This is a genomic window from Actinomadura miaoliensis (assembly GCF_039536785.1).
GTDB lineage: Bacteria > Actinomycetota > Actinomycetes > Streptosporangiales > Streptosporangiaceae > Spirillospora > Spirillospora miaoliensis.
In genome coordinates, this window is sequence record NZ_BAAAZG010000001.1 from 129,935 (window position 1) to 149,264 (window position 19,330).

A 19,330-nucleotide genomic window follows, 5' to 3' on the forward strand; every position below is an offset into this window, starting at 1 on the left:
GCGTCAGTAGATCGGTGTCACTCAGATCGGTGTCATCTGGAGCGGTCGGGTGGCGCGATGGACGGGGTCATGTGCAGCCGTCGTCGCACCGTTCCGGCTGACGGCGCTGCTTTGGGGCGAGCGCGAGGGCGTGGCCGGTGTTGCGTGCTGGTGGGGACCGGCCGGAACGGCAGAAAGACACCGCGGGGCTGCGTACTGACCAGCGCCTGGACCTCAGCGCACCACCGACCCGGCCCGGCGGCCAAGAAGATCAGGGCCGGTAGCGCTCACCTCCGCCGCCCAAGCCAGATGGATCGTCGTGCCAGATCCAGAAGGGAGTGGACGAGCCCGACGACCGTCCGCACGTGAAACGCCCACGTCGGCACGCTGGGCCGGAACGGAGCGGTTCCGGCCCAGCGTCCTGTCATGTCTGACAGCGGGTCCTGCCCGGCCTGGAATCGCCGCGAATCAGGCCGTGGGTGCGGCCGCGCGAACGAAGTCGGTCACCGAAGTCGGCGTGATCTGTGGGTACCTGTCGTTGTCGAGGGCGTCGAACTTGGCCTTTCCGGTCACCATGCACCACTGGTACTGGAGAGCGACGTAGTCGAACGGGTTCTGGGTTCGGGAGGCTTGGCGTTCGATCTCCGCGCGCAACTCGTCGGCGGTACCGAGGTGCCGCAGTTCCAGGGTGCGGCCCGAGCCGCGCTGGACGGCCTCGTGGAACTGCCGCATCGACAGCACTTGACCGGCGAAACGCAGCGTGCCGGTGGCCTTCGGGTCGAGGGCGACGGCGGCGGTGTAGGCCGCGGTATCGGACACCGAAGTCAGGTCGAGCGGCTGATCGGGGTCGCCCCAGTGCGACAGGGTGCCCCGATCCCAGTCGACCAGCCCCATGAAACCGACCATCACTTCGTAGAAAGCGCCGTTGAGCACGGAGATCACCTCAAGACCGGCGTGGGCGTACTCGGCGGCGGCCCGGCGACGCCAGTCGATCATGAAGTTGTCGCCGTCCTCCAGCTTGGTCACGTCGATGGCGAAGTCGGAGGGGATGAACCGGCGGGCACCGGCCTTCGCGGCGGCGCGCGCCAGATTGGCCTGGCCGTCCACGATCACCTCGGGGCCACCTTGCACGGCCGAGATGACGGTGGCGGCGTCGCCGACGGCCTCGGCCAGCGCCTCGGCCGAGTCGGTGACGTCGCCTTCGACCACCTCCAGGCCGCGCGACCGCAGCGCTGCGAGCGCGGTCTTCTTGTCCGCGTCGGCACCGGGCCGTACCAGGGCTCGGACGGGCGCGCCCCGGTCGAGAAGGGCGCTGATGATCTGGCTTCCGAGCAGTCCCGTGGCACCGGCCACGAAGACCTTGGGGGAAGTGGACACGTTTACTGACTCCTTTTGTTCAGAACAGATCGGTACTTCACCCAGGCCGGGTAACGGCTCTTGGGCGTCTTTGGGGAGTCCGCGCAGGACTCAGGGAATGAGCAGGGTCTTGCCGAGCGTGTCGCGCGCCTCGACGGCGGCGTGCGCGTCGGCTGCTTTTTCCAGGGGGAACCGCTGACCGATCACCGGCGTGAGCCTCCCGGCGGCGGCCAGGTCGAGCACCTCGGTCACCAACTCGCGGGCGAAAGCGGGCCGGCTCCAGATGCGGCCCGCGCTGAATCCGCTGACGGTCAGTCCCCGGCCCATCAGCTCCATGGGCGCGACCTCCAGCGGCGCGCCGCTGGAGAAGCCGAACACGACCTGCCGGCCGGAGCCCGGGGTGAGCAGCCCGAACGCCTCCTTTCCGAGCGTCCCGCCGATGTGGTCGAACACCACCTCCACCGAACCGCCCACCGCTTCACGGACCCGATCGGTCCAGCCGGGCAGCGAGTAGTCGACGGCATGGCCGACACCAAGCCCGGAGACGAGGTCGAGCTTGCGTTCACCACGCGCCGCGCCGACGACCCTTGCGCCCGCCCGCGTGAGCAACTGCACCAAAACCGTGCCGACGGCACCGGCGGCGGCCTGAACCAGCACACGATCACCAGGGGCCACCCGCGCCGCACGAATCAGGCCCTGGGCTGTGGCCCCGTACCGGTAGAGCGCGACGGCGTCGTGCAGGCCGAGCCCCGCCGGAATCGGGATGAGCGAATCGGCGGGTACGGCGGCCATTTCGGCGTACCCGCCCGTCCCCGAGGTGCTGGCAAGGACCCGAGTGACGAGGGCGGGATCGCCTCCGGGGCCGACCTCCGCGACCTCTCCGGCGATCTCCTTGCCGAGAACGACCGGCATGCTGGCGCCGCCCAGCGCGCCGCGCAACGTTCCCGAGCGCACCTGGGTCTCCATAAACTGGACGCCAACGGCGGCCACCCGTACGGTGACCTGCCCCGCCCCAGGCCGAGGTTCGGGCACCTCCCCGATGGTCAAACGGGCCGGTGGCCCGAATTCACGCAGCACAACAGCACGCATGGTGCTCACTCCGTTCAGTGTCGACGCACGGCCCTGCGGACCGGCGGTGAAGTCATGCGCCTTTCTTGATCGCCTCGGCGAAGGCGGTGAGACCGTCGGCCAGATGCTCGATGTCGGACGGTTCCCAGCCCTCCAGGAGGGCGGCGACGGCAGTCGTCCGGGCCTTCCAGAGCTCGCGGATGGCGCGCTTGCCCTCCCGCGTGACACTCACCAACTGCGCCCGGGCGTCGGCCGGGTCGAGCTGCCGCTCGATGAATCCGCGCGCCTCCAGGCGCTTGGCGGGGGGCGAGAGCGTGGACTTGTCCACCTCCATCAGCTCGGCCAGCACCGACAACCGCACCGGCGCGTGCAGGGAGATCTGCGCGAGCAGCGTATAGTCCCCCAGTGACAGCTCCAGCCCGGAGGCCGCCATGATGCGTCGCCGCGTCGCCGGTGCGAACATCCAGTTGCCCACCGTGGCCAGCGCCGCCGCCACCCGTTCGGTGGCCTCCGGCAGCCGGTCGTCCCCGTTCCCCGCCGTACCTTCCATCCCGGCACCCTCGCCCAATTAGTTGGTTGACCCAAACCAACTATATATGAAGGCGCGACCGGTGCAGGGGGCGTGGCCCGGATACACGCCAAAGCGGCGTCGCCTGGGGACTCGTCGGCCGCGGCTATGGCGGAACGGCGGCGTGGACCGTTTATGCAGTCACTCCACGTCGGAGGCGATGTCGCCTACGTGGACCCCGGTCAGCTCCTCCTCCAGCGGGAGGCGTGATCTCTGGCGATCATCGCCGATCAGTCGCGTGGTGCGCTGTCGATGGTGCCGGGGGCCGTGGCCGGGTCATGGAGCAGTTCCAGCACGCGCCGCAGGTCGGGGTGTTTGCCGGTTCCCGCACGGCTGACGGTGAAGATGGTCCGGGAGACGGGATGGACCAGCGGGTGGAGGCTGAGTGACGCGGCGGTGCCCGGCAGTGCCATACGGGGAATGAGGGCGGCACCCGCTCCTGCGGCCACCAGGGCCGCCAGCACAGAGAAATCGCTGCTGCGGACCCTGATGTCCGGGACGAAACCGGCCGCGCCGCAGGCACGTTGGATCATCTCGTAGCAGGAGGTCTCCGGCCCCGGGGTCAGCCACGGCAGATGCGCCGTCCGGGACAGGTCCGCCGGCTGTCCGGCCGCCAGTCCCAGCGCGTCGGCCTGGTGGGGGTGCAGGGCGAGCAGCACCGGTTCCTCCATGAGGACGGCTTGCTCGCAGGCGGCGGGGAAGCTGCGCGGCAGCACGGTGTAGCTGTGGACCAGGGCGAGGTCGGTTGAGCGCTTGCGCAGTTCGTCGAGGGCTTCGTCGGGTTCCTGGACGGACAGTCGCAGCGACAGGGCCGGGGCGGCATCGGTGTCGGCGAGGCGTTGCCACAGGGGTGGGATGAGGGTGCGGGCTGCGGAGGCGAAGGCGGTGATCCGCACGATGCCGTGCCGGCCGCTTTGCAGGGCGGCCAGGCCGGACTCGGCTGCCGCGAGTTCCGCCAGGATGATCTCGGCGTGGGCCACCAGCAGTTCCCCGGCCGCGGTCAGTCGCAGTGTGCGTCCCCGCTTCTCCACCACAGGCATGCCGGCCTCCTTCTGCAAGGCGGCGAGGTGCTGGGAGACGGCCGGTGGCGTCAGGTGCAGGGCCTCCGCGGTGGCCGCGACGGTCCCGTATGCGGCGAGGTGCTGGAGGATGCGCAGACGGCGTACGTCAAGCACGGACGGCTCCTTGCTCGGTTCGGGGCTGGCGAGGGTTCAACGACGCAGCGGGTGCCGTGCGACCGGCGTTTTCACCGTGTCGATACGGGGTGGTCGGCCGCTCGGCGGCCAGAGGCGGCCTTGGACGCGTCCCCGCCCTCGGGAGCGGAGGGGCGCTGCGCCTGCTTGCGCCGGTTGATCAGGATCACTCCCGCGACGCTGACCGCTCCGCCCACCAGCTCGATGGGGTGGGGTACCTCGCCCAGCCAGACGAGGGAGATGACCAGGGCCACCGGCGGCACCAGGTACAGGGCAGCCGTGGAGGCCGCGAGCGGCAGGCGGGCAACAGCATAGGCCCAGATGACGAAGCCGAGCGCAGAGGGAAGCAGGCCCAGGTAGACGGCGGAGGCCAGCGCATCGGCCGGTGCCTGCAGGGTTGCGTGCCAGGTGGCGGGGATCAGCGGCAGAGCGAAGACGGTGCCTGCGACCATCGCGTAGGTGGCGACCTCCAGGCCGGTGTAGCGGCGCAGCAGGGGCTTGGTGGCGAAGTGGTACACCCCCTGGACTATGGCGGCGGCCAGGACGATGAGAGCGGAGACGCTGAAACCTCCGGTGCCCGCGGCCAGACTGACGATGGCCGCGCCGGCGATTGCCACGATGCTGCCGAGGATGATGTTTCGGCTCAGCCGCTCTTTGAGGAAGAGGCTTCCCAGCAGCACGCTGAAGACGGGGGCGGTCGCGATCAGCAGGCTCGCCGTCCCGGCCGCCACCTCTACTTCGCCCCAGTTGAGCAGGATCTGGTAGGCGGTGATGCCGGTGGCCCCGCACAAGGCGATCATGGGCAGATCATGGCGCCGGGGCAGACGGACCTTCGCCGGCGGCGCCATCAGCAGCAGCGCCACGGCCGCGATCGCGATCCGCAGGAACGACAGCGCCTCCACCCCCAGGCCGTCGATACCGACCCGGATGGCAGGGAAGGCCGAGGCCCACAGCACGACAGTGCCGGCCAGAGCAAGGATGTGGGGGGAGACGATGCGCGGGAACATGCGTCCAGCATCCTCGCCCGGAATGAAAAGATCCATTTAGTCTTTGCTGCCAAACACTTCAGTCACGCTTATCAACAGAGAGCTGGCACCCACCTCTGATCACTACCGCATGATTCCAAGACATGCCCTCCCGACAGGCTGTCGCGGTCGTCTCGTTGCAGGACCCGCACGGTCTGCCGCAGCAGCAGCCCCAGCATGTGCACGGCGAAGGTGTGCCGCAATGTATGCGGTGACGCCTCGATCTCCAACCCCAACCGTGCGCACCGCTCATCGGCCCGGCGGAACACCGCCTGCCACGCCGCCGGCCCCAGCGGCCTTCCGTAGTGGCGTTCAGGGCGGCGTGGCTGCGCGTTCAGCGTGGGCGAAGCGGGCCCGGTAGGCGGACGGGGTGAGGCCGGTGTGGCGGCGCACCTGGGTGCGCAGGTTGGCGGGGGTGCCCAGGCCGCTGGCGCGCGCGACGGCCTCCAGCCGGAGTTCGCCTTTCTCGATGAGCCTGCACGCCAGCGCGACCCGCTCGGCGGTAAGCCAGGCCAGCGGGGTGGTGCCGAGTTCGGCTTGGAAACGGCGATGCAGCGTGGCAGCGCTGGTCGCGGCGCGGGCGGCCAGATCGGCGACGGTCAGCGGCAGATCGAGCCGTTCCTGGGCCCAGGCCAGAACGGGCGCCAGCGAGGTGTCCGGGATCGCGGGGACGGGACGTTCGACGAACTGCCGCTGGCCGCCGTCGCGGTGCCCGGCGAAGACCAGCCGGCGGCCGACGGCGTTGGCGATCTCCGCACCGTGATCGCGGCGCACAATGTGCAGGCCCAGGTCGAGCGCGGCGGCACTGCCCGCCGCCGTCAGCACATCACCGTCGTCCACGAACAGCACATCAGGTTCGAGCCGCACTGACGGGAAGCGCGACTGAAAGAGATCGGCCCAGCGCCAGTGCGTGGTCGCCGGGCGGCCGTCGAGCACGCCGGCGGCTGCCAGGGTGAACGCGCCTGTGCAGAAGCTCACGAGCCGTGCGCCCCGGGCGGCGGCCTCCCGGATCGCGGCGAGGACCGGCTCGGCAGGGGCATTCTCGGGGTCGGGACGATTGGGAACGATCACGGTGTCGGCCCGTTCGACCGCCTCCAGCCCGGGGATCCCCGACATCGTGAACATGCCCGCGTGCATCACCACCGGGCCCGGGGCGCAGAGCGTGAAGTCGTACCACGGTATGCCCAGCTCGGGTCGGCGCAGGCCGAACAGCTCGGTCGCGACGCCCAACTCGAACGGGTTCGAGCCCTCATCGACGATCATGACCACGTGGTGCGAGGATCCTTGCGCCATATGCGATTCCTAGCACTCACGCTGGGCTGGGCCCAACCGAGAGAGTGGGCAGATGAACGAACCGATCGATCTGCGCTCCGCGCTGGCCTCCTTCACCGACCTTTGGAGCCCGCGCATCGTCTCGCAGGTGAACGACTACGACGTCCGCGTCGCCAAGGTCGCCGGGGACCATGTCTGGCACGCCCACGACGACACCGACGAGTTCTTTCTGGTGCTCGACGGCGAACTGACCATCGCGCTCCGCGACGACCAAGGTGAACGCGCCGTGACGCTTCCCAAGGGCGCGGTGTTCGTCGTCCCCCGCGGGGGCGAGCACAAGCCGTCCGCTCCGAGCGGGGCGTCAATCCTCATGTTCGAGCCGACCGGGACGTTGAGCGTCGGCGACCGGCATGAGGACGTGCCGCACCATGTCGACGCAACCGTCGGGCGGCCACTTGACCAGTAGGGCCTGTTTCGAAGTCCGGCCGGTGCCCGGGATGTCGGCGTGTCGCGATCGATGAGTAGTGAGGCCGCCGGTAGTTGGGTTCATCGACCAAGAAGAACTGAACACCGGAGGCCTCGTGGCACAGACGTCGCCAACGACGACGCCGAACCGCGCCGGACCCGGCCGTGCAAGCGCCCCGACTGCCCCCCACCGGGTGGCCATCACTCCCGGCCCCAGCCGCAAGAAGGAGCACTTCAGCGAGGATTGCCAGGCACAGGCCAAGGCCGACCGGCAGGCCGCCGACGGCGCGGCGACGCGGCCGCGGACCTCCCGCAGCGCCCGGCCCGACAGCCCGGCGTCTCCTGCGAGAGACGGCTGCAGGTCCGCAGCGACCGCGGTGAGCTGGTCGGCGGTCGTGGCCATGTCCACCAGCCGGTACGCCTGGGCGCGCGAGACGCCCAGCTCGGCGGTGGCGTACTCGGCCCACGACCGGTCCCCCAGCGCGATCCATACCCGCCCCCGGTGCGCCTGGCGGACCGGCACCACCGTGAGCGGCTACGGCCGCGACCGCGGGCACGCCGCCCTGGACCTGCCGGTCAAGGGCGGCCGCACCAGGCGTTTCGTGCTGCCCCCGTTCGCCTGCGGCGCCCTGCACCGCTACCTGGCCGAATGCGCCCCCGGTGCGCCGACCGCGGCCCTGGACCCGGACGCGCCTCTGTTCGCCACCCGCACCGGTCGCCCCCTGGACCAGCCCGCGGTGTTCCGCCTCCTGCGCCGCGTCGCCGCGGTCGCCGGGATCGACGTCGCCGACCAGCTGTCGCCGCACTCGCTGCGCCACAGCGTGGCCACGCTGCTGCTGGACCGCGGTCACCCGTTGCACGTGGTGCAGGACTTCCTCGGCCACGCCGACCCGCGCACCACCCGCCGCTACGACCAGGCCCGCGAATCCCTGGACCGCTCGCCCGCCTACGACCTCGGCCAGGCCCTGGCCGCCGGTGTCGCCGCCCGGCCGGGCGGAAGATGTCGGCACCCCGAGAAAGGCTTGCGGCGCGGCTGCCAGGCCGCGTCGGACAGAGGTCTCTCCGGAGGTGGATAACCGTCAAAAACGCGAGCCCCCCGGCCGGGTGAAGGCCGAGGGCGCGGGCATCTGAAGGGCGGTCAAGGGTTACAGGATGACGGCGGTGGCGTCGTCGCGGTAGTGGTCGGCGTCGGCCTCGGCCACCAGGGCGCCGGCGAGGGCCTGGACGTCATCGGCGCACTCGGCCGCCAGTCCAGGCGCCGCCGGGCAGGCCGTCCGGGATGCCGTCCGAGCACAGGCTTCGTTGTCCGGCGACGATGTTCGGGTTCGCCGAGGTTGCGGGCGACGTCGAGCCACCTGAGCAAGAAGGGATAGTGGAGGCGATGGATCTTCGAGCCCATGCCGACGCCTGGCTGGCGGCGTGGAAGGCGCGCGACCTCGACGCGATCATGGCTTGCTACGCCGACGACGTCGACTTCGCCGCCTCCACAGTGGCGCGTCGCTGGGGCCGGCACGATGGCCGATTGCACGGCAGGACCGAACTGCGCAGGCACTTTGAGCTTGGGTTGGAACTGGCTCCGGACCTGTCCTTTACCGAGGAAGCGCTGCTGCCCGGCCCTGGCGGCTATGCGTTGCTTTACCGGCGGGAGAACGGCAACCGCGTGCTCGACGTCGTCGAACTCAACCAGCACGGTCAGGCTGCCCGCGTCCGCGCCTTCTACGAACATCAACAACGGTAGCGTCATATAAAACGATCTTCAGCACCGTAGGCACCGACGGCGCACTTCCAGGAATCAGCGATTGAGCGACGGTGTTGTCCGGGCCGGCGCCGTGCCGGGGTTGTGCTGCGCGCATGCAATGCGGTGATCAACCGTAGGGCCTGGAGCAGACCACAGAGGAGATATCACCAATGGTCAGTGTCAGTATGGAGACGCCGGAACAGACCGAAGAGCGTCTGCGCCGTGTGATCGCCCAGGCCGACGTCCTCGTGCACGACGGCGTCTGGTGCTTCGAAGAGTTCCCCGTCGACCAGCCGCCGGTGCTCACCAGCGACACACTGGCCGTGGTCCGCGACGACCAGAGCTGGAGCCGTCTGGTCCCACTGACCCAAGAGCACGAACATATCGAACACTTCGGGATCTTCTCCTTTCACTTCCCAGCCGAGCTCGACAACAGCGGGTTCGTCGGCTGGCTGGCCGGCCAACTCAAGGTGAGGCTGGGGACCGGGGTATTCGTCATCTGCGGGAGCAACCGTGCCCGCGGCGGCATCTATGACCATTGGGGTTGTCCGATCGACCTGCTCGACGAAGCCATCGCCGTCGTTAAGGCACTGCGCGCCGGCTGACCTATGGCCCCGGCCGACATTGGTCCATCAACATCAACGATGTCCACCCGCGTGTGGCCGTCATCGTCGACCCCGCCGGCCAAGACCAGCCCGTCGATCGCGGCCTTGTACGACGGATACCTCGTCCACGGCGGCCGTGCCGCGCGGGCCGGTACTCGCCATCGATGCGGCACCGTTCCAGCCGGGGCACCTTCTGCGCGCGGGCCATCATCGCGGCCGCCTCCTTGATCTCCCAGGCGTACCGGTGCGCGGCCATGTGATGAAGCCGCTGATTGGTGTTGAGCGGCGTCAACGCCACCGGAAGGGATACCCGAATCCGTACAGCTCCGCGGTGAGCACGCCGGCGGGCGCCAGCACCCGCGAAGCGAATCCCAGCAGCGGGCCGCCCCCTCGAGTCTCCAGCCCGGCCTCGTCGGCGGCCACCGATCAGGGGCTTTCTTCGTCCGTCGTGCCGGGCCCGTTCGTGCCGGGCTCGTCCGGACTGGGCGCGGGGGCGGTCGTGTCCTCCGGTGGCGCTGAGGTCGCCGTCGTCGATGACGTGCGGGGCGACCCCGCGAGCCCGGTCGGCCCCTCGGGCTCGGCGGTTCGCCGCGCGGGCCCGATGATCTCGTCCCACACATCGGTCTTCGTCACGCCGACGCACATGCACACGCGGTCAGGGCCGCACCTGGGGTCGGTAACCTCGAAATACCTCCGTACCTGAGCGCCGCCGGTCGAGGTGGCTCCCGGAGGCGCGCCCCTGGCCCAGACACATGTGTCCTGCTGCGGGTGGCACTCGGTGCCGGCGTTCTCCTTCAACGTCGTTTGGATGATGTTCGCGCAGGCGCCGCCCACCTGCGGAAGATCCGTCGCCGCGCGGCAGGCGTCGGCGATCTGCCCTAGCCGGCCCTTGGTGATGCGCACCACGGCGACATCCGTGGCCCGCGCCTGGACGTCCCCTCCGACGGCCAACCCGCTCGGCTGTATCGGCAGCGGCGTGGTCGCGAGCCGCAGCCGCCGCTCCCCGCCGCACGCCGCGGCCGCCGACGCGACCAGGCAGACGGCTGCTTGTGGGCTGGTCAGCCGAAATGTGGTGAGGAAGGTGAGCGGCGGCGACCAGGGGGACGTGGCGGTGCCCCCCACTGTGCCGGCTCGTCAAGCATCTCCAACGCCATCTGCCACGTGGGGCGGCTGCGCTCGGTGCCGGGGACACCGCACCGAGCACGCTTGCGCTGGGTCTCCTCGGCCGCGGCGGGCTCGTCCGCGCACGCATCATCCCACCCGGCCGGGATGAACAGGCGCCCGTTCAGCGCGGCCGGGGCGGCGCGGTGACCGCGTGCACGCTCACCCCGACCTGGCAGTTGCCGACCTTGCCCAGCGTGCCCGATGCCTGCGAGCCCGCGTACGGTGCTGCGGCCGCCGTCGCAGCCGACGAGATGGTCTGCCCGGATGCGCTTCCCGTCCGAGCTCCACCGTGACACCCGTTTCGTCCTGGGTGAACACGGCTACCTCGGCGCCGCGCCGCAACCGCGCCCCGACCTCCGCCACGTGCTCTGTCAGCAGCCGTTCCACCTCGGACTGCACGATGACGAGAACGTACGGATGCCGGGTCGCGATTTCGGACACGTCAAGCGGAAGGCCGGAGAAGTGGTCGCCCTGCCTGCGCCGTCCGCGTTTCAGGAACCGGTCGAGCAGGACCCCGCTGGTCGAGCGTCTCCATCGTGCGGACGTGCCGGCCACTGGCCCGTGACTCCACCGTCCGGGGCTTGGGAAGACGTTCGAGTGCCAGCACATCGCCCCCGGCGAGCCCCAGCTCGCACGCGAGCATCAGCCCCGTCGGTCCCGGCCCGGCGATCACTATCTGCACATCGGTCATGGTCGGTTCCTCCGCTACCGGCTGATCTGGCGTGGGGTCGTCACCGCGAGCAGCTTGTCGGGGTTGCGGATGGCGTAGAAGCCGGTGATCCGCTCCTCGACGATCTCGATCAGGAAAACGCCCTCCAAGCGTTCGCCGCTGAGGATCATCGCGGGCATGTTGTTGCAGTTGGCCGTCTGGATCCGCAGGTCCCCCAACCGTCCCTGGCGGAACATGCTGAGCAGGACCGCGGCCACCTTCTCCGCGCCGACCACCGGACGGCGTGCCGCGGTGGTCTTGCCGCCGCTGTCGGCGGTCCAGACGACGTCCGGGGCGAGCAGCGAGAGCAGCCCCGCCAGGTCGCCGGTGGTCGCCGCGGTCATGAACCGCTCGGTGATCCGCGCGGTCGTCGCCGCGTCGGCCGGTGCGAAACGCCTGCGCCGCGCCTGCACGTGCCCGCGGGCGCGGCGCGCCATCTGGCGCACCGTCGGCACGGGCCTGCCCACCGCCGCGGCGATGTCGTGGTGGCCGAAGCCGAACACCTCGCGCAGCACGAACACCGCGCGCTCGTCGGGGGTGAGCGTCTCCAGCAGCACCAGCATCGCCATCGACACCGACTCGGCGAGGACCACGTCGGACGAGGCGTCGTCCTCCGCCAGCAGCAGCGGCTCGGGCAGCCACGAGCCGACGTAGTCCTCGCGACGGCGCGCGCCGGCCCGCAGGGCGTTGAGCGCCTGGCGGGTCACCAGCTTCGCCAGGTACGACTTGGTGTCCCGCACGGTCGCGAGGTCCACCTCGGCCCACCGCAGATAGCTGTCCTGCAGCACGTCGTCGGACTCGGTCACCGAGCCGAGGATCTAGTAGACGATCGTGAACAGCAGCGGCCGCAGCAGGGTGAACCGCTCGGCGTGCTCGTCGGCGCTCATGAGGCGACCGCCCGTGCGGCCGGGCGCGGGCCGCCCTTGGGCCAGCTCATGGAACCCGGCTTGCGGGCCTCGCCGCGGATCCTCTTCGCCACCACGAACCGGCAGGTCACCTCCTTGATCAACGCACCCATGCGGCCGCCGATGTACAGGTCCACCGCGGTGTCGTCCCGGCGGGCGAGCTGCCGGACGCCCGCGCGGCGTCCCAGGCTGACGCACGCCCCGGTGAAGGCCAGGTCGATGAGCGCCGGCTCGGTCCCCGCGATGCGGCTCAGCACGGTATCGGCCGCCTGCGCCCCGAGCGGCCCGGCGGCATAGCCGCTCATCCGCAACGGGTGTCCCGATGGCGCGGCGGCGTCGCCCGCCGCGACGATGCGGTCGTCGTCGACGCTGGTCAGCGTCTCGTCGGTGAGCAACCGGCCGAGCACGTCGGTGCGCAGCCCGCTCGCCGCCGCCAGCTCCGGCACGCCGAAACCGGCCGTCCAGACGGTGAGTTCGCTAGGGCGCGCGGAACCGTCGGAGAGGGTGATCGTGTCGGGCCGGACCTCGGTCACCTGGACCGCTTCGAGCACGGCGACACCGTGCCGGGTCAGCCACCTGGCGACGTACCGGCGGCCCCGCGCGCTCAGGTAGGGGGCCAGGGTCCGGCCGCACACCAGCGTGACGGGGCGTCCTCGTTCGGCCAGTTCGGCGGCCGTCTCGACGCCGGTCAGCCCACCGCCGACCACAGTGACCGGGGCTTGGGGGGGCAACTCGTCCAGCCGGGCGCGCAACCGCTGCGCGGACTCGAGCTCGGCGATGTCGAACGCGAACTCGGCCGCGCCGGGCACCGACGACGGTGTCGCCGCGGTGCTGCCGACCGCGTAGACGACGTAGTCGTAGTCCAGCGCGCCGCCCGACGCCAGCCGCACGGTGCGGGCGGCCGTGTCGATGCGCGTGGCGCTGTCGACGACCAGCCGGACGCCCTCGCCGAGCAGTGCTCGGTAGTCGATCGTGGCGTCACCGGTGCGGGCCACGAACTGGTGCAGCCGGATGCGTTCGACGAACTCCGGGCGCGGGTTGACCAGGGTTACCTCGACGTCGGGGCGCGTCCGCAGGCGGTTGGCCGCGAGCGTTCCGGCGTAACCGCCGCCGATGACCACGACCTTGTGGGGTGTGCTGTGTCCGATCATGCCCTCAGGACACCCGCCGATCACCGGAAGTGACAGGACGCGAAGTGACTTGCATCACCACCCCAAGAGCACAGAGCGACAAGACCACCCATACCAACCGAAATACGACCACGAACGCCCGCCGACCGTGCCACCCTCCAGCCGGGAAACCCGCAGGTGCCGAAGCGCGCACCTTCTGGGTGACCCAGGGGCGGACCTGTGCCCCCTGACGGCCTGCCGCTCAAGCGGGTGGCAGAGAACACGGCGGTGACATACCGGGCGTTGCAGCCGGTGGCTGGCGGCTCGTTGCGTTGCCCGCGGAATCGCGGGCAACGCAACACCACAGGCCTCTACATGGGTGTGGTGATGCCGTCGAGGTCGCCCCGCCGCGCGTCTCAGGCGGATGCGGCCTCCCAGACGAACCCGTCGGGGTCGGTGAAGGGCCCGGTAGTGCTGCCGATCGCGATGCGGTGCGATCCGGTGCCCTCCGGGGAGATGCCGGTGTCCTTGGCGAGGGCACGGCGCGGATAGAGCGCCAGCGTGACAGGCGACGACGGAGTGTCGAACTCGACGTACTTGCCGCCGTAGCTCTTCGCCACGGCCAGACCGCGGTCGAGGTAGAACCGCTTGCTCGCCTTGACGTCCGCCACTCCCAGCAGAAGCGCGACCTGGTCGATTCGTTGGGCGGCGGGGCCGGTGTCCTTCTTCTTCGAGGTGGCGATCTTGCAGATCGTCCCGTCCGGGGCGCGGACGACGCCGCCGTAGCCCCAGAACCCCTTGGTGACCGGCTTCAGCGTCGTGGCGCCGGCGTCGAGGGCGGCGCCGATGAGGGCGTCGACGTTGCCCGGCTGGGATGCCACGAGCGACAGCGCGAACCCGCGGAAGCCGGTCGTCGGCGCATCGGAGGCGCGTACCTTCACGTAAGGGTCCAGGCCGAAGGCCTGGTAGAAGGCGTCGGCGGCCGTGGGGTCGGGAACTTCCAGGGTGACGGATTCGAAGGAGGTCATGGCAGGTCCATTCGGGAGGTGGGTCGTTGTGGTGTCGGCGGCCAGCACACGGCGGGCATGGCAGGACAAGCGGATGTGGCAGGGCAGGCCGGCGCTTATCGGTCTTGCAGAAGTCCGAGGACGTTGCCGTCAGGGTCGGTGACGGTGGCGACCAGGCGGCCGCCGCCGACCTCGTGCGCGGCCTCCTTCACGGCGGCCCCCGCGGCGGTCAGCTCGGCCAGCTTCGCCTCGATGTCTGCTACGTGCCAGTAGGCCACCGGCGAGGTCATGCCCTGCGGGCCACCGCCCGGGACCAGCCCGATGTGCTGGCCCTCGGCCTCGAATCCGACGTAGTAGGACGAGTCAGTCTGCGGCGAGATGCCGAGCAGGGCCGCGTACACCGCCTTGGCCTTCGCCAGGTCGGACACGGGATGCAGCACGGTCTTGATTCCCTGGGTGGGCGAGCCGGTCATGGTCACTCCTCTGGTCGTGGGTCGCATCGACCCAGTGCATGTGCACAGCTTTTCTTCCGGCCCGGCCGATCCGCATCCGTGGTGACCACGGAGCCGCCCACGGATCGACGGCACGGATCGCGCACGGCAGTCGCCGTGAATGCGCATGGAAAAGATGCGGCAAACTATGACAGTGGTAACAGCAGTGGAGATTTCGCCTCGTGAGGCCGAGGTGCTGGAGCTGGTCGGGGCCCGACTCAGCAACGCCGAGATCGCGGCACGGCTGGTCATCTCGGTGCGTACCGTGGAGAGCCATGTCTCCTCGCTGCTGCGCAAGCTGGAGGTGCCGGATCGGCGAGCGCTCGCCCAGCGTGCGCCCGAGCCGTCCGGCGCTGGCCCGTCCCAGCCGGCACCGGTTCTGCCCGCCCCGCTGACCTCGTTCATCGGCCGGGCGCGAGAGCGGGCCCAGCTCACCGAGACGATCAAGGCGCATCGCCAGGTGACCGCGATCGGTCCCGGCGGAGTGGGCAAGACCCGGCTGGCGTTGGCGGTGGCCGCGGAGATGGCCGACGAGTTCCCCGACGGGGTGTGGTTCGTCGACCTGGCTCCGGTCACCGACCCGAACATGATCGCGAGTGCGGTCGCCGACGCGGTCGGCCTCGGCGAGCAGCCCGGCCGCGACATGACCGAGTCCGTGGTCGCCGCGCTGACCGACCGCCACGCGCTGCTGGTGCTGGACAACTGCGAGCAGGTACGGGACGGGGTGGCCCTGTTGCTCGAGCGGCTGCTGGCGAACTGCCCTCGGCTGACGGTGCTGGCGACCAGCCGGGCCCGGCTGATGGTGCCGTTCGAACGGGTGTATCCGGTCCCGCCGCTGTCGCTGGCCGTCGATGGCGAGTCCGACGCGGTCGCGCTGTTCAGGGAACGGGCGGCGGCGGTCGGCTGGCCGCTGGATCCTCCGCTGTTCGATCAGATCGCGGCGATCTGCGAACGGCTGGACGGGATGGCGCTGGCGATCGAGCTGGCCGCCGCCCGGTATCCCACGCTCGGGCTCGATGGCATCACCGCCGCCCTGTCCCATCCGCTCCGGATGCTCACCGGCGGTTCCCGCGCCGATGACCGGCACCGCTCGGTGCGGGCGGCGCTGGACTGGAGCTATGCCCTGCTGGAGCCGGCCGACCGGGCGCTGCTTCGCCAGATGGCGGTGTTCGCGGCGCCGTTCACGGCCCGCGCGGCGGCGAAGATCGCCGGGGCCGAGGAAGGCGTCGCCGCCGACGGGCTGGCCCGACTCGCCGAACAGAGCCTGCTGGTGGTGACGGCGTCCCCGGGCGGGACCACGTACCGGGCGCTGGAGACCATTCGCCAGTATGGGATCGAGCGGCTCACCGAGGCCGATGAGTTGGTCGAGGTCCGATCCCGGCACCTGCACTGGTGCCTGGCCCAGGCCGCCGCTCTGGCAGTGGCCGATCCGGCAGCGGTACGCCAGGACTGGCGGGCCCGGTTCGACCTGGTGGCCGACGACCTCCGCGCCGCCCTGGCATGGGCGGCACAGGAACCGGAGCAGCGCACGGACGCCTGCCGCCTCGCCCAGCACTTGGCGGAGCTGACCTTCACCCGCAACCTGATCGGCGAGTCCCAGCAACGGTACGAGCAGGCCGCCGCGCTCGCCGACGACCCCGCCGCCACCGCGTCGATGCTCCGGCATGCCGCGGCCGTGGCCGGCTGCCGGATGCGCGGGGATGACATGTACCGCCTGCAGCGCGCCACCGCCGAAGCCGCCCGCCGCGCCGGGGACACCGCCGACGCCGCCCGCGACCTGGCGACCATCGCCACCAACGCGTACCGGTTCCTGGGCAAGTTCGCGCGGAAGCTGCCACCGCAGGAGACGGCCGCGCTCATCACCCAGGCGCGGAAACTGGCCGATCAGGACACGGCGGCACAGGCGGCGGTGGCGTTGGCCGAGGCCGGACGGGCGCTCGACGACGCGGTCGGGGCCGCCCAGGGCCAACCCGACAACTGCGTACCAGAGACAATCGCGCGCGCCGAACGGGCCGTCGAACTGACCCACCGCACGGGAGATCCACTCGCCGAATCCGCCGCGCTCGATGTGCTGACCGGCGCCCTGAGCTGGGCCGGTGACACCTTCGCCGCTGCCGCCACGGCCCGGCGCCGGATCACGCTGCTGTCGTCCGCACCGAACACCCCGGCCGCCACCCACGAACTGATCGAGGCGCTCGGCGAGGCCGCCGAGGCCAGCCTCGGCACCGGCGACCTGCCGGGGGCCCGCCGGTGGGCCCGACAACTCGCGGATCATCCGCTGCTGGCCGAGGTCGGCCACCGCGCCATGAGCTGGCTGCTGGTCGCCGACGCGCTGGCGGGCAACGTCGACCAGGTGCTCACCGGCAGCGTCCGGTTCCTCGACGCGTGGCGGCGGGCCGGCAGCCCCGCCGCATCAGCCCTCGGCCCGGCGGCCGCCGCCGTGGCGATGATCCACAACCTCCGCGACGACCACGACGCCCAGCGGGAATGGAGGACGTTCCTGGATCAGCTCGGCACCCCACCGGACCACACCTACGGCTACGGGGCGGTCTTCGACGCGATGCTCCTGCTCCACCACGGGCAGGCACCGCAGGCGCTGGAGCGGATGGCTCCCGAGCCCAGCGAGGTGTGGAAATGGGTCACCTGGATCTGGCTCCACTGGTACGTGGCACTGCGCGCGGAGGCCACCGTGCTCGCCGGAAGCCCCGACGCGCGCGGCCGCCTGGCCGATGCCCGGACCATCACGTCCGGAAACCCGGTCGCCAGTGCCATCGTGGAACGTGCCGAAGCACTGCTCGACCGTGACCGGCAACGGCTGCTCGCCACGACAGACGCCTTCGACGCCGCCGGCTGCCGCTACCAGTCGGCGCGCACGCTGGTGCTCGCCGGGGGCGAGCATGCCGCCGCCGGCCAGGCCGCGCTCGCCGACCTCGGCCTCGCGCCTCAGGCCGTCCGGTAGCCGCACCACAAGGCACCCGACAGGGCGAGCAGCACGGCCCCCGGGGCGTCAGCGGAGCCGATCTCGCCCCGCCGACCTGACGCACCCGAACGTTCACCAGTGCGGGTCTCAGCTCACCGCCTGCTTCACCAGCGCGGCGATCCGCGCCTCGCCCCCGGGCGTCACCTCGGTAAGGGCGAACGCGGTCGGCCACATCGCGCCGTCGTCCAGGCGGGCCGGGTTGAACCCCAGCGTCGCGTAGCGCGCCTTGAACTTCGCCGCGCTCTGGAAGAAGCAGACGACCTTGCCGTCCAACGCGTAGGCGGGCATCCCGTACCACAGCCTCGGTGCCAGAGCCGCAGCGTGAGTCGGTGACGTTGAGGAGAATCAGTAACGGCGCGTGGCTGTGGGCGAGGTGCTGCCGGCAGGTTGGTGAGGTGGGAGGCCGTTGAGGAACTCCAAGAGCACGGTGTGCAGGGTGTCGGGCCGTTGCAGGTGCAGGTCGTGGCCTGTGTGCGGAATGCTCATGGCGACGGTGGCGGGTCGGATGCGAAGCATCTGTTCGGCTTCTTGAGCCGGTAGGAAGCTCGCTTCGGCCAGGATGAGCAGGGTGGGGCAGCTGATCTGGCTCCACTCGTGCCAGAACGAACGCCGGGCGGTCTCCGCCAGCGAGTCGACCATCACATCCCGGTCGAAGCGGGGCCACCATCCGGTGTCGCGTTTCTCCAGTCCGGCCGCCCATGCCTCACCGACCGGGCCGCCACCGAAGAACTCGGCGGCCGACGCTCGGGAGGGAAACGGAATCGGCCACGAGTCGAGCCAGGCGCCGATGTCTGCGGGCGCGTTGGGAGTCGGATCGCCCGGACCGGCCTCGATGAGCACAAGCGCCCGAGGGAGTTCGAGACGGGCGGCGGCGACCAGCATGGCCGTGTGCCCGCCCAACGACTGCCCCACCAGCACGGGTTTGTGCAGCGCCAACTGGTCGACGACCGCGATGGCATCGGCGACGTAGGCGGCGCGGGAGACGTCTTGAGGGCGGCGCTCGGCGGCACCGTGCCCACGCTGATCGACTGCGACGACCCGATATCGGGGAGTCAATCGCTGCGCGAGCAGGTCCCACTCACCCGCGTGGCCGGCCAGTCCGTGCAGCAGTAGCAGAGGCGGCCCGGTTCCGCCCCAGTCGCGGCAGAAGAGGCGAACACCGTCCCGGACGACCACCCGTTCTGACCACGTCACCTCAGAGCTCCCCAGGCATCGGCGGGCGGCCTCGGACACGCTGCGAACCAGCTTCACCGCGCCCTCAGGAAGTTTATGACTGGCTTGAAGCCATGGTCGTCGGCCGCAGGTGATCAGTTCGAGACGTGTCCGCCAGCGGCACCAGCTCGGCGAGGCGGGCACGTGCGGCCTGGGCGTCGGGTGCGGCCCTGGCGAGCTGCACGCGCGGGCATCTGCTCCTCGGCCCGGGCGGTAGCCGCAACGGCGGCGGCGCGGTCTCGCAGCGTGCGGTCGGCGGTTCCGTCGCCGGCGCGAGCCTGGACGGTCAGCGTGGAGGTGCGGCGTTCGACCGCTCACCTCCGGCGACCACACGGATCCGACGTCGCCTTCACCGCCATCGTGCACAGCGTCCACACCCTGCGCGCCGCCGCCGATGTCGCGGGCAACGGCGGTGGGCGGCTGCGGCGGCTGGTGTTGCTGTCCTCGGCCCACGTCTACGGGCCCGGCACCGGCGACCGCGACC

Annotated in this window: 20 protein-coding genes and 2 pseudogenes; 5 read left to right on the forward strand and 17 right to left on the reverse strand. The window is 70.8% G+C overall.

Annotated elements, in window-relative coordinates; genetic code table 11:
• Positions 1-447: 447 nt before the first annotated feature.
• From ABD811_RS00620 to ABD811_RS00645, 6 genes are all read right to left on the reverse strand, one after another.
• Positions 448-1,356: an NmrA family NAD(P)-binding protein gene (locus ABD811_RS00620; protein ID WP_344939246.1), complete on the reverse strand. Its 909-nt coding sequence runs from the start codon at positions 1,354-1,356 to the stop codon at positions 448-450.
• Positions 1,357-1,446: 90 nt separating this feature from the next.
• The gene (locus ABD811_RS00625) at positions 1,447-2,424 is read right to left on the reverse strand and encodes a zinc-binding dehydrogenase (protein ID WP_344941026.1); all 978 of its coding nucleotides are present in this window, start codon (positions 2,422-2,424) and stop codon (positions 1,447-1,449) included.
• A gap of 52 nt (positions 2,425-2,476) precedes the next feature.
• Positions 2,477-2,953 (reverse strand): MarR family winged helix-turn-helix transcriptional regulator, encoded by a 477-nt coding sequence (locus ABD811_RS00630; protein WP_344939249.1) that lies wholly within the window; start codon positions 2,951-2,953, stop codon positions 2,477-2,479.
• Positions 2,954-3,201: 248 nt separating this feature from the next.
• Entirely contained in the window at positions 3,202-4,146 is a 945-nt protein-coding gene (locus tag ABD811_RS00635) for a LysR family transcriptional regulator (protein WP_344939252.1), read from the reverse strand.
• A 71-nt stretch (positions 4,147-4,217) separates the two neighbouring features.
• The gene (locus ABD811_RS00640; RefSeq protein ID WP_344939255.1) at positions 4,218-5,207 is read right to left on the reverse strand and encodes a DMT family transporter; all 990 of its coding nucleotides are present in this window, start codon (positions 5,205-5,207) and stop codon (positions 4,218-4,220) included.
• Between the two features lie 294 nt (positions 5,208-5,501).
• Positions 5,502-6,458 carry a helix-turn-helix domain-containing protein gene (locus ABD811_RS00645; protein ID WP_344941029.1) on the reverse strand — a complete coding sequence of 319 codons (957 nt, stop codon included), beginning with the start codon at positions 6,456-6,458 and terminating at the stop codon, positions 5,502-5,504.
• Positions 6,459-6,534: 76 nt separating this feature from the next.
• On the opposite strand from ABD811_RS00645, the gene ABD811_RS00650 reads away from it, so the two are divergent.
• The 4 genes from ABD811_RS00650 (at position 6,535) to ABD811_RS00665 (ending at position 9,269) form a co-directional block, all read left to right on the forward strand.
• Positions 6,535-6,927: a cupin domain-containing protein gene (locus ABD811_RS00650; RefSeq protein ID WP_344939258.1), complete on the forward strand. Its 393-nt coding sequence runs from the start codon at positions 6,535-6,537 to the stop codon at positions 6,925-6,927.
• 193 nt (positions 6,928-7,120) lie between these two features.
• Positions 7,121-8,002, forward strand: coding sequence for a tyrosine-type recombinase/integrase (locus tag ABD811_RS00655; RefSeq protein ID WP_344939261.1), 882 nt, complete (start codon positions 7,121-7,123; stop codon positions 8,000-8,002).
• A 203-nt stretch (positions 8,003-8,205) separates the two neighbouring features.
• Positions 8,206-8,664 (forward strand): YybH family protein, encoded by a 459-nt coding sequence (locus tag ABD811_RS00660; RefSeq protein ID WP_344939264.1) that lies wholly within the window; start codon positions 8,206-8,208, stop codon positions 8,662-8,664.
• Positions 8,665-8,834: 170 nt separating this feature from the next.
• The gene (locus ABD811_RS00665; RefSeq protein ID WP_344939267.1) at positions 8,835-9,269 is read left to right on the forward strand and encodes a DUF6196 family protein; all 435 of its coding nucleotides are present in this window, start codon (positions 8,835-8,837) and stop codon (positions 9,267-9,269) included.
• A gap of 288 nt (positions 9,270-9,557) precedes the next feature.
• On the opposite strand, the gene ABD811_RS00670 is transcribed toward ABD811_RS00665, so the two are convergent.
• From ABD811_RS00670 to ABD811_RS00700, 9 genes and pseudogenes are all read right to left on the reverse strand, one after another.
• On the reverse strand, positions 9,558-9,692 hold the full coding sequence (locus ABD811_RS00670; protein ID WP_344939270.1) for a hypothetical protein: 135 nt from the start codon (positions 9,690-9,692) through the stop codon (positions 9,558-9,560).
• Positions 9,693-9,695: 3 nt separating this feature from the next.
• Positions 9,696-10,391, reverse strand: a complete 696-nt coding sequence (locus ABD811_RS00675) for a hypothetical protein (RefSeq protein WP_344939273.1) — start codon at positions 10,389-10,391, stop codon at positions 9,696-9,698.
• Positions 10,328-10,699, reverse strand: a complete 372-nt coding sequence (locus ABD811_RS43800; RefSeq protein ID WP_425549358.1) for a transposase — start codon at positions 10,697-10,699, stop codon at positions 10,328-10,330. The genes ABD811_RS00675 and ABD811_RS43800 overlap by 64 nt, the downstream gene beginning before the upstream one ends.
• Positions 10,673-10,988, reverse strand: a pseudogene (locus tag ABD811_RS43805) (FAD-dependent monooxygenase); the annotation flags it as partial. The gene ABD811_RS43800 and the pseudogene ABD811_RS43805, both read right to left, overlap by 27 nt.
• Positions 10,876-11,124, reverse strand: a complete 249-nt coding sequence (locus ABD811_RS00680; protein WP_344939276.1) for an FAD-dependent monooxygenase — start codon at positions 11,122-11,124, stop codon at positions 10,876-10,878. The pseudogene ABD811_RS43805 and the gene ABD811_RS00680, both read right to left, overlap by 113 nt.
• 14 nt (positions 11,125-11,138) lie before the next feature.
• Positions 11,139-11,948 carry a sigma factor-like helix-turn-helix DNA-binding protein gene (locus ABD811_RS00685; RefSeq protein WP_344939279.1) on the reverse strand — a complete coding sequence of 270 codons (810 nt, stop codon included), beginning with the start codon at positions 11,946-11,948 and terminating at the stop codon, positions 11,139-11,141.
• A 77-nt stretch (positions 11,949-12,025) separates the two neighbouring features.
• Positions 12,026-13,198, reverse strand: a complete 1,173-nt coding sequence (locus ABD811_RS00690; RefSeq protein WP_344939282.1) for an NAD(P)/FAD-dependent oxidoreductase — start codon at positions 13,196-13,198, stop codon at positions 12,026-12,028.
• Between the two features lie 374 nt (positions 13,199-13,572).
• On the reverse strand, positions 13,573-14,184 hold the full coding sequence (locus tag ABD811_RS00695) for a glyoxalase (protein ID WP_344939285.1): 612 nt from the start codon (positions 14,182-14,184) through the stop codon (positions 13,573-13,575).
• A gap of 95 nt (positions 14,185-14,279) precedes the next feature.
• Positions 14,280-14,636, reverse strand: coding sequence for a VOC family protein (locus tag ABD811_RS00700; RefSeq protein ID WP_344939288.1), 357 nt, complete (start codon positions 14,634-14,636; stop codon positions 14,280-14,282).
• A gap of 184 nt (positions 14,637-14,820) precedes the next feature.
• Here ABD811_RS00700 and ABD811_RS00705 point away from each other — a divergent pair, with 184 nt between their 5' ends.
• Entirely contained in the window at positions 14,821-17,613 is a 2,793-nt protein-coding gene (locus ABD811_RS00705; RefSeq protein WP_344939290.1) for an ATP-binding protein, read from the forward strand.
• A 108-nt stretch (positions 17,614-17,721) separates the two neighbouring features.
• Here ABD811_RS00705 and ABD811_RS00710 read toward each other — a convergent pair.
• Together ABD811_RS00710 and ABD811_RS00715 are read right to left on the reverse strand one after the other, a co-directional pair.
• Positions 17,722-17,958 (reverse strand): annotated as a pseudogene (locus ABD811_RS00710) (hypothetical protein); the annotation flags it as partial.
• A gap of 21 nt (positions 17,959-17,979) precedes the next feature.
• The gene (locus tag ABD811_RS00715) at positions 17,980-18,828 is read right to left on the reverse strand and encodes an alpha/beta fold hydrolase (RefSeq protein WP_344939293.1); all 849 of its coding nucleotides are present in this window, start codon (positions 18,826-18,828) and stop codon (positions 17,980-17,982) included.
• Between the last annotated feature and the right edge of the window lie 502 nt (positions 18,829-19,330).

Coding starts and splice junctions, on each gene's coding strand:
- ABD811_RS00630 (WP_344939249.1), bottom strand. CDS start 2,953: ATGGAAGGTACGGCGGGGAACGGGGACGACCGGCTGCCGGAGGCCACC.
- ABD811_RS00625 (WP_344941026.1), bottom strand. CDS start 2,424: ATGCGTGCTGTTGTGCTGCGTGAATTCGGGCCACCGGCCCGTTTGACC.
- ABD811_RS00695 (WP_344939285.1), bottom strand. CDS start 14,184: ATGACCTCCTTCGAATCCGTCACCCTGGAAGTTCCCGACCCCACGGCC.
- ABD811_RS00660 (WP_344939264.1), top strand. CDS start 8,206: ATGCCGTCCGAGCACAGGCTTCGTTGTCCGGCGACGATGTTCGGGTTC.
- ABD811_RS00650 (WP_344939258.1), top strand. CDS start 6,535: ATGAACGAACCGATCGATCTGCGCTCCGCGCTGGCCTCCTTCACCGAC.
- ABD811_RS00640 (WP_344939255.1), bottom strand. CDS start 5,207: ATGGATCTTTTCATTCCGGGCGAGGATGCTGGACGCATGTTCCCGCGC.
- ABD811_RS00665 (WP_344939267.1), top strand. CDS start 8,835: ATGGTCAGTGTCAGTATGGAGACGCCGGAACAGACCGAAGAGCGTCTG.
- ABD811_RS00690 (WP_344939282.1), bottom strand. CDS start 13,198: ATGATCGGACACAGCACACCCCACAAGGTCGTGGTCATCGGCGGCGGT.
- ABD811_RS00680 (WP_344939276.1), bottom strand. CDS start 11,124: ATGACCGATGTGCAGATAGTGATCGCCGGGCCGGGACCGACGGGGCTG.
- ABD811_RS00700 (WP_344939288.1), bottom strand. CDS start 14,636: ATGACCGGCTCGCCCACCCAGGGAATCAAGACCGTGCTGCATCCCGTG.